The sequence below is a fragment of the Streptomyces sp. NRRL S-646 genome, from assembly GCF_000720765.1.
Taxonomy (GTDB): Bacteria; Actinomycetota; Actinomycetes; order Streptomycetales; family Streptomycetaceae; genus Streptomyces.
Map to the genome: position 1 here is coordinate 137,645 of NZ_JODC01000007.1, position 13,576 is coordinate 151,220.

General features: G+C 70.4%; 9 protein-coding genes. 3 read left to right on the plus strand and 6 right to left on the minus strand.

Features of this window, described 5'->3' with window-relative positions; genetic code table 11:
• Positions 1-11: 11 nt before the first annotated feature.
• Complete coding sequence (locus IH68_RS0116170) at positions 12-2,636, minus strand: glycoside hydrolase family 2 (RefSeq protein WP_030935297.1); 2,625 nt, start codon at positions 2,634-2,636, stop codon at positions 12-14.
• 147 nt (positions 2,637-2,783) lie between these two features.
• Between IH68_RS0116170 and IH68_RS0116175 the strand changes: the two genes are divergently transcribed.
• Positions 2,784-3,170 carry a hypothetical protein gene (locus IH68_RS0116175; protein ID WP_030935319.1) on the plus strand — a complete coding sequence of 129 codons (387 nt, stop codon included), beginning with the start codon at positions 2,784-2,786 and terminating at the stop codon, positions 3,168-3,170.
• 12 nt (positions 3,171-3,182) lie between these two features.
• Here IH68_RS0116175 and glgC read toward each other — a convergent pair whose 3' ends face one another.
• The 3 genes from glgC to IH68_RS0116190 form a co-directional block, all read right to left on the minus strand.
• Positions 3,183-4,403, minus strand: coding sequence for a glucose-1-phosphate adenylyltransferase (gene glgC, locus IH68_RS0116180; RefSeq protein WP_030935322.1), 1,221 nt, complete (start codon positions 4,401-4,403; stop codon positions 3,183-3,185).
• A gap of 81 nt (positions 4,404-4,484) precedes the next feature.
• Positions 4,485-5,636: a glycogen synthase gene (gene glgA / locus IH68_RS0116185; protein ID WP_030935325.1), complete on the minus strand. Its 1,152-nt coding sequence runs from the start codon at positions 5,634-5,636 to the stop codon at positions 4,485-4,487.
• Between the two features lie 38 nt (positions 5,637-5,674).
• A complete protein-coding gene (locus IH68_RS0116190) occupies positions 5,675-6,430 on the minus strand; it encodes a (2Fe-2S)-binding protein (RefSeq protein WP_030935328.1) in 756 nt (251 codons plus the stop codon).
• A gap of 210 nt (positions 6,431-6,640) precedes the next feature.
• Between IH68_RS0116190 and IH68_RS0116195 the strand changes: the two genes are divergently transcribed.
• Positions 6,641-7,771, plus strand: coding sequence for a DMT family transporter (locus tag IH68_RS0116195; protein ID WP_030935330.1), 1,131 nt, complete (start codon positions 6,641-6,643; stop codon positions 7,769-7,771).
• Here the strand turns inward: IH68_RS0116195 and IH68_RS0116200 are convergent.
• Complete coding sequence (locus IH68_RS0116200) at positions 7,761-8,894, minus strand: transglycosylase family protein (protein ID WP_030935332.1); 1,134 nt, start codon at positions 8,892-8,894, stop codon at positions 7,761-7,763. The two genes, IH68_RS0116195 and IH68_RS0116200, sit on opposite strands and share 11 nt — an antisense overlap.
• Before the next feature lie 278 nt (positions 8,895-9,172).
• Here IH68_RS0116200 and gndA point away from each other — a divergent pair, with 278 nt between their 5' ends.
• A complete protein-coding gene (gene gndA, locus IH68_RS0116205; RefSeq protein ID WP_030935335.1) occupies positions 9,173-10,612 on the plus strand; it encodes an NADP-dependent phosphogluconate dehydrogenase in 1,440 nt (479 codons plus the stop codon).
• Here the strand turns inward: gndA and IH68_RS0116210 are convergent.
• Entirely contained in the window at positions 10,609-13,524 is a 2,916-nt protein-coding gene (locus IH68_RS0116210; RefSeq protein WP_030935338.1) for a hypothetical protein, read from the minus strand. The two genes, gndA and IH68_RS0116210, sit on opposite strands and share 4 nt — an antisense overlap.
• Positions 13,525-13,576 lie beyond the last annotated feature (52 nt).

Sequence of the window (13,576 nt, forward strand, 5' to 3'; positions counted from 1 at the left end):
TCCTCCGGGGTTCAGGGGGTCGGGCAGCCTTCGGGAGTCGCCTGGGAAGCGTCGCGGATCAGGGCCTGCTGGGACGTGCGCACACGCTGGACGTCCGGCTTGAGCACCTTGCGGTCGTACGTCAGCAGGCCGTTCAACTCGCCCTCGACGTCCGAGATCTGGGTGTAGACCGCACCGTTGCTCCCCTTGCAGGCCAGGGCGCGCACTTCGGCGAGCTCGGCCAGGTAGTCGTCGGTGTAGGCCGCCGGGTCGACGTCGACGTACGACTGCTGCACGGACCAGGCGTGTCCCGGCACCGCGAGGCCGAGGCCGCCGTACTCACCGCTGACCAGGGCGCGTCGGCCGTCGGGGTGGGGCGGCAGCGCTGGGCTGGGGTAGCCGTGCTCGTCCATGACGTCGCCGGTGCCGCCGTCGGCCCCGAGGTTGAGCCCGGACATGGAGTTGACCAGGCGGGTCGGGTCCCAGGCCTCCGCCTGGTCGGCGATGCGGGCCTCGTCGTACTGGCCCCAGCCCTCGTTGAAGGTGACCCACATGACGATCGACGGGCTGCTGATGTGCTCGTCGATCATCTGCTTCATCTCGCGCTCGTACTCCGCGCGGGCCTCGGCGCTCGGGTCCACTCCGGCTGTCATCGCGGGCATGTCCTGCCACACCAGGAGGCCCAGCCGGTCGGCCCAGTGGAACCAGCGGTCGGGCTCGACCTTGATGTGCTTGCGCACGGCGTTGAAGCCCAGCTGCTTGTGGACCTTCAGGTCGTACGCGAGGGCCTCGTCGGTCGGTGCGGTGTACAGGCCGTCGGGCCAGAAGCCCTGGTCGAGGGTGGCCATCATGAAGACCGGTTTGCCGTTGAGGAGGGTGCGCGGGACGCCGTTCACCTTCTCGACGGCGATCGAGCGCATGCCGAAGTAGCTGCCGACGCGGTCGGCGCCCACAGTGACCTTCAGGTCGTAGAGGAACGGGTCGTCCGGCGACCACAGGCGCGGTTCGTGGATGGTCAGGGTGAGCGGGGCGCCGGTGCGGCCGCGGGCCGTGGCGACCTTTCGCCGTCCGTCGTACGCGGTCGCCGTGATCGGGACACCGTCGCGAACTCCCTTTGCTTCGACGGTGAGTTGGCTCTTGGCGACGTCGGGGGTCAGCTTGAGGGAGTCGACATGATCGCTCGCCACCGGCTCCATCCACACCGTCTGCCAGATGCCCGAGGTGGGCGTGTACCAGATGCCGCCGGGGTCCAGGCGCTGCTTGCCGAGCGGCGGGTTCTCGCCGGTGGCCGCGTCGGTGGGGTCGTACACGCCGACGATCAGTTCCTGGGTGCGGCCGGGCTTCAGGGCGTCGGTGATGTCGACGCCGAACTTGTCGTATCCGCCCTGGTGTTGGGCCACCTTGATGCCATTGACGTACACCTCGGAGCGCCAGTCGACCGCGCCGAAGTTGAGCCGCAGCCGCTTGCCGGAGCCGATGTTCCAGTCGGCGGGGACGGTGAAGGTGCGGCGGTACCACATGCGGTCCTCGTGCCGCTCCAGGCCGGAGAGCTGGGACTCCACGGGGTACGGGACGAGGATGCGCTCGGCGAGTGTCCTGCCGACGGGCGGCCGCTCCCCGGCCGTGGCGGCGGCGAACTGCCAGCGGCCGTTGAGGTTGCGCCAGGCGGGGCGGGTCAGCTGCGGGCGCGGGTACTCGGGAAGGGCGTTGTCCGGGCCCACCTGGTCGGTCCATTGCGTGCGCAGCTCGTACGTGGAGTGGTTGGGACCGCTGCTCCAGAACGCTTTGACAACGTTGCCGTCAGCCGTGATGAGACCGCCGTTTCCGTCGTAGCGGACGTCGGCGGTGCCGCGTGCGGTGCCGGTCTTGTTGCCGACGACGGGTTCCTTCAGGGCGACGAGCAGCGCCCTCGGGTCGGCGGGATCCGGCTGGGCAGCTGCCAGGGGCCACTTTGCCCCACCGATCACCGCTTCGAGGTGGTCGGCCAGGCCGGCCGGGGGCGCGGCGAGGCGCTGGGGGAAGTCGAGCTTGAGGGTGCGGCCGGCGCCGGTGACCGTCGCGGCGGTGGCGCCGTCGTAGGCCCATCCGTCGGGGAGGCGGAACGCGGACTGCGGGACGGCCTCCTTGCTGCCGCCGGGCTCGGTCCAGCACAGGTGGAGGTTGGAGCCGCCGTAGTGCTCGAAGTACTCGACCTTGATGTCGTAGGCCCTGCCGGCGGTCAACTCCACGGGTTCACCGGTCTGTTCGCGGTCCCAGTCGTCCACCCAGTGGTCTATGACGATCTTCCCGTCGATCCACAGCCGGAAGCCGTTGTCGCCGATGATCGAGAAGGTGTGGGGGCCGGTCCTCTCCGGGACGATCTTCCCGGTCCAGCGGACGCTGACGTCGTCCGACTGGCCGGTGGTGAAGGCGAGGCGCGGCTCGAGGTTGCCGAAGTCGAGGTTCGGGTCGAATCCGGTGGCCTCGAGCCGGTCGAAGTCGAAGGCGCCGGGGGCGGACTGGGTGTAGTACTCACCCTTCAGGCCGTGGATCTCCACGGGGTCGACGGCCGCCGCAGTCGCGGTGGGGGCGGCGGCGAGGCCGGGGGCGCCGAGCAGCACGGCGAGCAGTAAGGCAAGTCTGTCTCCGAGGCGGCGGAAGTGCACGGAACCTCCCATAACAACGTTGTCATGGACAGCAGTTGGCATGACAACACGGATTCCAGTGCACGTCCAGGGACATGACAAGTCCTACCGGATGCCGTTCGCTGGGCGGGCGCGGAGGATGGGCAGAGAAGCCACCTCGGCAGAGAGAAGGCGACGATCATGTCGAAGGTATCCAGGGAGACGGCCTCCCAGGGCGGCGACTTCGGAATCGTTCTCGACCGGTCCGAGGAGTTGGACGACTACACGGTGGACTTCATCACCTTCCGTGAGAACGTCGATCACACGCCGCTGCTCAAGGGACTGCCCGACGACCGGTGCCAGTGCCCGCACTGGGGCTATGTCTTCAAGGGGCAGCTGATCTTCCACTACGCGGACCGCGACGAGGTCTATGAGGCGGGCGACGCGTACTACGCACCGCCCGGACATGTCCCCGTGCGCACCGCGCCGGGCACCGAGGCCCTGCAGTTCAGCCCGACCGAGGAGGTGCGGCCCACCAGCGAGGCCATCATGAAGAACTTCCGGGCGATGCAGGAGACCTCCGGCTGACCGGCCCGCCGGCTACGGCACCACCTGCCCCTTCCCCAGCGCGATCACTCCGCCCTTGGAGACGGTGTACAGCTCCGCGTCCCGCTCCGGGTTGACGCCGATCGTCGCGCCCGGCGGCACCTCGACGTTCTTGTCCAGCACCGCCCCGCGCACGACCGCGCCCCGCCCGATGTGGACGTTGTCGTGCAGCACCGAGCCCTGGACCACCGCCCCCGGGTCGACCCTGACTCCGGGCGACAGGATCGAGCGGGTGACCTGGCCCCGGATGAGACAGCCGGCGCTGATGATGGACTCGCTGGCCATGCCGCCCGCATTGAAACGGGCCGGGGAGAGCTGGTAGGAGTGCGTGTAGATGGGCCACTGGCGGTTGTACAGGTTGAAGGCGGGGCGCTCGGCGATCAGGTCCATGTGGGCGTCGTAGTACGCGTCCAGGGTGCCGACGTCGCGCCAGTAGCCGCGGTCGCGGTTGGTCTCGCCGGGCACGTGGTTGGCGCTGAAGTCGTACAGCTGGGCCTCGCCGCGGTCGGTGAGCTGGGGCAGGATCGAGCCGCCCATGTCGTGCACGGAGTTCTCGTCGTCGGCGTCCCGCTGCAGCGCCTCGATCAGGGCCTTGGTGGTGAAGATGTAGTTGCCCATGGAGGCGAAGATCGTCTCCGGGTCGTCCGCCAGGCCGGGCGGGTCGACGGGCTTCTCCAGGAAGCGCTCGACCGTCAGGCCGTCCGAGCCCGGGGTGATCACACCGAACTGCGAGGACTCGGCACGCGGGACCCGGATGCCCGCGACCGTGACGCCCGCGCCGCTCTCGATGTGCTGGGCGAGCATCTGCCGCGGGTCCATGCGGTAGACGTGGTCGGCGCCGAAGACCACCACGTACTCGGGGCTTTCGTCATGCACGAGGTTCAGCGACTGCAGCAGCGCGTCGGCGCTGCCCAGGTACCAGCGCGGGCCGAGCCGCTGCTGGGCGGGGACCGGGGTGACGTAGTTGCCGAGCAGGCTCGACATCCGCCAGGTGGTGGTGATGTGCCGGTCCAGCGAGTGCGACTTGTACTGCGTCAGCACGCAGATGCGCAGGATGTCGCCGTTGACGAGATTGGACAGGACGAAGTCGACGAGGCGGTATGTACCGCCGAAGGTGACCGCTGGTTTCGCGCGGTCCGCAGTCAGGGGCATGAGGCGTTTGCCTTCTCCGCCCGCCAGTACGATCCCGAGCACCGAAGGTCCGCCACGACGCATGGCCGCTCCCCTCACCGTGGTTGATCCATCCCTGCCCCTGCCCAGGGCGGAGTAAGCCTGTTCGAGGAAGTCCCCTTCGTTCTAGTCCTGCTTGAGGATCTCCTCGTAAAGCCGGACCGTACGGCGGGCGACGGCATCCCAGCCGAACTCCCCCACCGCTCGCTCGCGCCCCGCCTCGCCCATCCGCCGGGCCGCCTCCGGGTCGCCGGTCACCTGGTCCAGCGCCCGCGCGAGGCCCGCCTCGAAGTCGTCGTCCACATCGACGAGCAGGCCGGTCTTGCCGTCGTCCACCACCTCGGGGATGCCGCCGACCCGGGAGGCCACGACCGGTGTCCCGCAGGCCATCGCCTCGAGGTTGACGATACCGAGGGGTTCGTACACCGACGGGCAGACGAACGCGGCAGCGTGGGTGAGGAGTTGGATCACCTCGGGGCGCGGCAGCATCTGCGGGACCCAGTGCACATGCTCGCGGACGCGGCTGAGCTCCTGGTAGAGGTCGCGGAACTCCCGGTCGATCTCCGGGGTGTCGGGCGCCCCGGCGCACAGCACGACCTGCACGCCCGGGTCGATGTCCCGCACCGCACGCAGCAGATGGGGCACGCCCTTCTGGCGGGTGATGCGGCCGACGAACAGGATGTAGGGACGGCCGGTGTCCAGGCCGATGCGGTCGAGGACATCGGTGCCGTGGTCGGGCCGGTAGAGCGCGGTGTCGATGCCGTTGTGCACGACCTGCACCTTGGCCGCATCGAGCGTCGGGTAGCAGGTGAGGATGTCCTCGCGCATGGCCCCCGACACGGCGATCACGGCGTCGGCGCTCTCGATCGCGGTGCGCTCGGCCCAGCTCGAGAGGGCGTATCCGCCGCCGAGTTGCTCGGCCTTCCAGGGGCGCAGCGGCTCCAGCGAGTGCGCGGTCATCACATGCGGTATGCCATACAGCAGCTTGCCGAAGTGGCCGGCGAGGTTGGCGTACCAGGTGTGGGAATGCACCAGTTCGCGGCCTTCGAGGCCGGCGGCCATCGCGAGGTCCACGGAGAAGGTACGCAGCGCGTCGTTGGCAGTGTCCAGGGCGGCCCAGGAGCGGTGGCGCACCACGCCCACTCCGCGGCCCTCGCCCCAGCAGTGCACCTCCAGGTCGACCAGGGAGTTCAACTCCCGGGCGAGGAACTCGACATGGACACCCGCGCCGCCGTACACGTCCGGGGGGTATTCCCGGGTCAGCAGTCCGACTCGCACCCGCAACCCCCATGTCTTGGCGACCGGTTCCTTCATGGTCACCCAGATGCGCCGCGCGCGGAAGGGCGCGGGGCTCGTGTGAAGCAACAGTCACCGCATACACCCCCGCCGGGCACCCGGTAGTAGAGGCAGCAGCTGCGGCGCCGGAAGGCGGTGCCGGTGAGGGTGCCGGTGTCCGACAGGAGGGGGTGCGCGAGGAGTTCCGCGGCGAGGGCGCGGGTGCGGGCGGCGGCCTCGGTACGGCCGTGCAGACGCGCCCAGTCGTCCAGTTGCCGGGCGGCTCCGGCCAGCGCGGAGGCCGCGTTGCCCCACAGCAGACCGGGGGCGATCCGGTGGTGCGCCCGCAGCGCCGTCACCAGTGGGGCGAGGTGGCCGTGCAGGACGACGTCCACCAGGGTCGCGAAGTCCGCGGGCAGCGGGCGGACCTCCGTCAGCCACAGGTCGTCGGGGGCGGAGGCGTCGGGGTCCCAGTGCAGCAGCCCGGCATCCAGGTCGGGCACGCGGCCGTACAGTGCGGCACAGCCGAGCGCCACCGACCACAGCCGTGCCGCCAGCCCCTGCTGGGCCACGGAGGCCGCGATCCGCAACTCGGGGGCGCGGAGAACATGCGCCACCTTTTCGACCCGGAAAGTAATAGCATTTCCGTATACATCGGAAGACCGGTTCTCGTACGCGTGGGCGAGCGTCGGCAGTGGCGTGCGTGACGCTCCGCCCGTCCGCAGTACGAAAAAGCCGCCGAGGGGTCCGAGGGCGGCGAGATCCTGATCGAGGTCCACGAAGAGCAGTAGTACCAAGGTCCCTAGGGGTTCCCACCGAGGGGTGTCCACCCCGTGTCGCCCACCCTGGGGAGGACGGCGCCCGATTCATACTCCATCGGCAGTAGGACCCATTGCCTGCTCTGGGACGACGACGGGAACAGATCGACAAGGCATCGTGTTCGCTATGAAGGCCGACCGTTCGTCGCGCAGGGCTCAGCGCCCCCGCCACACGCAGAGGAGCAACTCATGAGTGCCCTCGCGTTGTCCGTTCTCCTCTCGCTCGTCTCCGCCGTCGCCTACGCCGGCGGGGCGATCGTGCAGGAGTACGTGGCGGTGTCCTCGCCCGTTCAGGAGTACGCGCCGCTGCGCCGGCCGACCTGGTGGGCCGCGGTGGCGCTCAACGGCCTCGGCGGACTGCTGCATGTGGTGGCGCTGGCCTACGGCCCGCTGAGCCTGGTGCAGCCGCTGGGCGCACTGACCATCGTGTTCGCGCTGCCCATGGCGGCGCTGTTCGTGGGCCGCAAGGCGGGCGCCACCGCCTGGCGGGGCGCGATCATGGCGACCGTGGGCCTGGCCGGTCTGCTGGCCCTGGTCGGCACCTCCGACGCGCAGTCCCTGGACACGGCGCAGCGGATCGCCGTCGCCGTGGTCTCCGGCAGCGTCGTCGTGGCCCTGATGATCGCGGGCCGGGCCGCCCACCGGCACCCGGCGGTGCGCAGCATGCTGCTCGCCACCGCGTCCGGCATCGCCTTCGGCATGTCCTCGGTGTTCACGAAGACCGTCGCGGTCGACTGGACCGCCGGGGTCTCCGCGGCCGACATCCCCTCCCTGGCCGTGATCGGCGTCTTCGCCACGGCCGGCATGCTGCTCTCCCAGGCCTCCTACCGGGGCGCCGGACTCGCGGCCCCGCTGGCCACCCTGACCGTCGTGAACCCGGTGGTGGCGGCCGCGGTCGGCATCACGATGTTCGGCGAAACCTTCCGCTACGGCAGCACAGGCACCGCGCTCGCCCTGAGCTGCGGCGTCGTCGCGGCCGGCGGCCTGATCCTGCTGACGACGGAGCGCCTCGCCCGCACCACCGCCGAGACCGCGCCGCAGCCGGCCGCGCCCGCCACCGAGCCGATCCCCGTCACGGAATCCATCGGGGAATCCGTCGAGGAACTGCTCGCCACGATCCCCGAGCAGCCGGTGGCCCCGCTCCGCGAGGAGATCCTCATCCCCGCCCAGGTCGGCCCCACCGTCCTGGCGGTGGCCTACGACGAGGACGACGAGCTGCCTCCGGACCCGGCCCGCTACCGCTTCTACGGCCCCTTCTACGGCGGCTCGTACATCCCGTCGCCGGACGGCGACCGGCACCGGGTACGCGTCAAATCCTGACGCCACCGGCCCTGAGATACGCGAGAGGGTCGATGTCGGAACCGAAATCGGGCCCCGTCCGCACCTCGAAGTGCAGATGCGGGCCCGTTGCGTTGCCCGTCGCCCCGGAGCGGCCGATGCGCTGCCCGCCGCCCACGCCCTGCCCGGCCTTCACGGAGATCGCCGAGAGATGGCCGTACTGGCTGTAGCGGCCGTCGGCGTGCCGGATCACCACCTGGTAGCCGTAGGAGCCGCCCCAGCCGGCGGAGACGACCCGGCCCGCGGCGACCGCCTTCACGGTCGTGCCGGTGGGCACGGGGAAGTCGACGCCGGTGTGGTAGCCCTTCGACCAGGAGGAGCCGGCCACGTGGTACGGAGTGCCGATCGGGCCGCTCACCGGGGCGACGAGGGAGTGGCCGGTCGTGGCCTTCTCCTCGGTGGCCGAAGAGGCCTTCTCCGTCGAGGGCCTGGAGCCGGCGTGGTGCGTGGCGGGGGCCTTCGCCCGCAGGTTCAGCCGCTGCCCGGGAAGGATCAGGTCGGGGTCGGCTCCGATGGTCTTCCGGTTCGCGGAGTACAGCCGCTGCCAGCCGCCCCGGACGTGCTCGGTCTCGGCGATCCGGGAGAGGGAGTCACCGCGGACCACGGTGTACATCTCGGCCGTAGCGGCCCGGGACTGGGGCGTGGAGTGCGGCTTCACGTCCTCGACGGAGGCCTTCACGGGGGTCTTCTTGGCGGCGGAGGCCAGGTGGATGTCCGGGGTGGCGCCGTCCCGCGTCAGCCCCGCCTGCTGCGAACACACCGGCCAGGCGCGCGGCCCCTGCCCCTGAAGGACCTTCTCCGCAACGGCGATCTGCTGGTCCTTGGTGGCCAGATCTGCGCGCCGCGCGTACTTCGCACCGCCGTAAGACTCCCAGGTGGACTGGGTGAACTGCAGCCCGCCGTAGAAGCCGTTTCCGGTGTTGATGCTCCAGTTGCTCGTCGACTCGCAGGCGGCGACCTTGTTCCAGGTGGACACGTCGGCCGCGTGGGCGGTGCCGGTGCCGATCAGCGGGATCGCCATGCCGGCGCCGCCGACCGTGACGGTGAGTGAGGCGCGGTTGATCCTGTTCGGCTGATACCGGCGGTGCCGGCCGCGTACGGCCATGAAGATCCCCCTCGACATATGCCAGAAGGGCCAAAAGTAAGCGCCCCGAACAGGCCATGACAAGACGTCAATCAGCCGCCCTGCCCCTCAAACAACCAGTGATGCACGCCAGTTGCAGAACGGCTGAGGCAGCTGGGGCCCGTCGTGCGTATCTGCCTGCGGAAAGTCGGCCACCCCGGACATGCGCTCGGCGTACCGGCAAGTCAGGATGGTCGGTGGGGCGATACTGGCGTGCACGACCGGCACCACCGATACCGGATCCTTTAGGAGCCAACCGAATGAGCAACTCAGCCCAGATCGGCGTCACGGGACTCGCGGTCATGGGCCGCAATCTCGCCCGCAACTTCGCGCGCAACGGCTACACGGTCGCCTTGCACAACCGCACAGTGGCGCGTACGAACGCCCTGGTCGAGGAGTTCGGGCACGAGGGCGACTTCATCGCGGCGGAGACCGCCAAGGAGTTCGTGGCGGCGCTGGAGCGGCCGCGGCGCCTGGTCATCATGGTCAAGGCGGGCGACCCGACCGACGCGGTGATCCAGGAGTTCGCCCCGCTCCTGGAGCCCGGCGACATGATCATCGATGGCGGCAACGCGCACTTCGCGGACACCCGCCGCCGGGAGCGCGAACTGCGCGAACAGGGCATCCACTTCGTCGGCATGGGCGTCTCCGGCGGCGAGGAGGGCGCGCTGAACGGGCCGAGCATCATGCCGGGCGGCCCGAAGGAGTCGTACGACTCGCTCGGCCCGATGCTGGAGAAGATCTCCGCGAAGGCGAAGGACGGCGCGCCCTGCGTGACGCACGTGGGTCCCGACGGCGCCGGGCACTTCGTGAAGATGGTCCACAACGGCATCGAGTACGCCGACATGCAGCTGATCGGCGAGGCGTACCAGCTGCTGCGCGATGTGGCCGGATACTCCCCCGCGCAGATCGCGGAGATCTTCCGCACCTGGAACACGGGCCGCCTGGACTCCTACCTGATCGAGATCACCGCCGAGGTGCTGTCCCACGTGGACGCGGCGACCGGCAAGCCGTTCGTGGACGTGGTGGTGGACCAGGCGGAGCAGAAGGGCACCGGCCGCTGGACCGTCCAGATCGCCCTCGACCTGGGTGTTCCGGTGTCGGGCATCGCGGAGGCGGTCTTCGCCCGCTCGCTGTCGGGTCACGCGGCGCTGCGCGAGGCCTCGCGCGGGCTGGCAGGACCGAAGGCATCCCCGCTGTCCGAGTCCGAGGCGGCGGCCTTCGCCGACCGCGTGGAGCAGGCCCTGTACGCCTCGAAGATCGTGTCGTACACCCAGGGCTTCCACGAGATCGCGGCGGCCCGCGAGGAGTACGACTGGGACATCGACCTGGGCGCGGTCTCCGCGATCTGGCGCGGCGGCTGCATCATCCGCGCGGCCTTCCTGGACCGCATCCGCTCCGCGTACGACACCCGGGCCGACCTGCCGAGCCTGCTGTCCGACGAGACGTTCGCCCGGGAGATCGCGGACGCCCAGGACGACTGGCGCGAGGTCATCATCGCCGCCACCCGCCAGGGCGTCCCGACCCCGGGCTTCGCCGCGGCGCTCGCCTACTACGACGCCCTGCGCGCGGAGCGGCTGCCGGCCGCGCTCACCCAGGGCCAGCGTGACTTCTTCGGCGCGCACACCTACCGGCGCACGGACCGGGACGGCTCGTTCCACACGCTGTGGGGCGGGGACCGGTCGGAGGTCTCCGCCTAGGACGCGACCTCGGCCGGGGACGTCGGTCGTCCGGCGTCCCCGGACCGTGGTCCCTGGACGGGGCAGAGGCCGCAGCAGACCGCGGACCACGACGCGGCGGGCCGCCGGGACGCTTTGCCGGGCTCCAGCAGATGTCGTACCAGTTCGGCGCGCAGGCCGAGCAGGCGCTTGTCGGTGGTGTAACCGCGGTGGCCGTCGATGGGCGGGAAGACCGGCGCCTCCTTGGTGCGCTCGCACACCATGTCGTGCGGGCCGCCGCAACCCTCGCCGTTGTCCGACCAGCGCTCGTCCACGCAGTCCAGGCCGACGGGGCCGCCCAGCGGGTCGGTGTCCCGCCAGACGTTGATCCACCCCGCGAGCGTTCCCGTGCCGCCGCAGGGCGCCAGGCAGGCGATCGAGTCGGTGCAGACGAACCCCGGGTAGAGCCGGGTGAAGTACGTCCGCGCCGGACAGCCCGTGGTGAGCAGAGCGATGCGCTCACGCAAGGGGTCCTTGAGCTGCCACACCGCGGCCATGGCCAGGACGGCCCCCATCGAGTTGGCCCGGATCAGGACGCGCCTGTCCTTTCCCTCCTCCTCCAGCAGCGCCTTCAGACGCCATACGAGCTCCGGTACGGCCCGCACCGTCCACGGCGGCGGGGCGAAGGGGTGGACGGCCCGGGGCCAGAACGCACCGAAGGCCCAGGCGAGACCGGCGTTCTGGCGCATCTCCTGCCGCATCGCCATGGTGCGCAGAGCGAGCACCATCAGTGCGGCGAGACCGGCGAGCATGGGGCCGCTCACGGTGCCGAGCACGTCGTACACCAGATTCCTGGCGCCCTCCTGGGACTTCTGGATGCCCCAGTGAAGGTAGTAGGCAGCCACCAGGATCAGGATGAGCGGTGCTGCGAAGGCCATCAGCCAGTCCAGTTCGCGCAGCAGATAGGTGTGGCGGCGGTGGGCCGCCCGGACCTCCCGCATGTGCCGCCAGTCGTCCTTCGACATCCGGGACGCCGGACGGGGGCCGCGGATCAGCCGGAACAGCGCCTGCGTCGCACGGGGCAGGGACAGGGCGGCCGACAGCAGCGTCCGGGCGACGCGGACCGGGTGCAATCGGCGCATGAACTCGCGGAGGGTCCCGGAGCGGCGGCGCTGGTCCGGCGGCACCGGGGCACCGGGCCGGCGCGGCGGCAGGAAGCGGACCAGGGCGGTGACGGCCGTCCAGAAGGCCCCGGCGGCGATCAGGAGGGGGACCAGCATCATGCCCATCAGGTGTGCAGGGTCTGGGATCTCGGGCCCTTTCCCCTTCTTCACCCCGAGCCAGGAACTGGTCCACTGGGCGACCGCGTCCGTGTACAGCCAGCCCACGAAACAGGCGAGCACCGCGGTGGCCGCACCAGCGAGCCCGTACAGGGCCATGCGGCGCCGGCTCTTCTCCCCGGAGGAGGTGTGGTGATGCCCTGCCGTCGGGGCTTGCCCGCCGGCTGGGGAGTTCTGCGCGTTCTCCGCGTTCTTGATCCGGCCGGTGCGGCTGCCTGCCCGTCCGGGCAGGAACACGGCGCCGATCACGAGCAGGAGGATCCCTGAGCCCTGGGCGACGAGCAGAGCTGTCGACTGCACCAGGATGCCCGGCAGTTGGCCGCCCAGGTGCCATTGGCGTCCGGGCCAGAGGCAGTACGCCACGGCGGCGGCGGTGACCGCACCGCAGCTGATCCCGGCGAGGAGCAGGTGGCGCGTCGGCCAGAGCGGAAGGAACTCCACGAGCTCCACCTCTCGTTTGAGGCGAAGTGTCTCGTCGTCCTGCCCTCCGTGCACGAGCGACGTCCGCCGACGCAGCCACGCCGCCGGCCGAGCGCGCCGGGTGACCACCGGTCGTTGGACCGGGAACCGCTTGCCGTAGAGGAACGGCACATGTTGTGCCGATCGTCGACGCAGGCTCCCCTCGGGGAGGGTGACGCCGAAGTGGTTGTGGAGCCAGGGCACGGAAAGGACCACGACCAGGGCCATGACGAGGATGACTCCGAAGAGCGCGAGACCGACCGCCTTGCGGCCGCTGCCCTGCGGGTCCTCGTGCATCGGTGTCCATGTGAGCAGGGCGGCGGTGGTGAGCACTCCCGCCCACACGTGCTGCGCGGCGATCCCGGGAGAGCGCCGGTTGTGCTCCCAGAAACCCTCCAGTTCCAGCGGGTGGCCGTCCTCGCCCTGCGTCGCGCGTTTGCGCCTTGCTTCCTCGGCCTTCTGTGCCGTGACGGTCTCCTTCACCGGCAGGTACTCCTGCCGGGAATCCCGCGCGAAGAACAACAGGACGAAGACCACGGCGGCGGGCACCATCGCCGCCAGCACCAACGCGACCGCCGGTCCGGGCAGTTGGCCGAGGGCCTTGACCGCCTCATTGCCCGAGGCGCACACCGTACTGGGCCGGCCGGGGCCGCGCGGCGAGCACTGCCAGGCGAACTGGTCCATGGCGACCTGGCCGAAGGTGCCCACCACCAGCACGGTGAGCGACAGTGCCAGCAGCCGGGCACCGAACTCGTAGACGGCGCCGGCCACTTTGGTGTGCAGCTTGTCCGTGCCGCACGGCCAGCGCGGCTGCATCCACGCCACCAGGTTGATCAGCAGGAAGGGCAGCAGGAACAGCCACAGCGCACGCCATGCGCCCCCGATCGTCAGACGTGTCCAGTCGTACAGCTCGCGCTTGAGCTGCACGACCTGACGGCCTTGATCGTCTGTGACCAGGCCGTCGTCCGGTTCCACGCCGCGGTACAGGCCCGCCTTGTTGTCACCGCTGATCCGGTCGACGCCGGTGGGCCGCAACAAGGCGTCCCGGTCGATCGTCCCCAGGCCCGGCACCAGGATCTCCACGACCTCCACGGCCGACTGTTCCTGTCCGGGCCTCTCCCCCTGCGCGTTCTCAAGCTTCGCGACATCGATCATCGCGGGACCCCCGTCCCCCGTTCGTCCCCCATGAGGCCTTCCTGGCAACAGG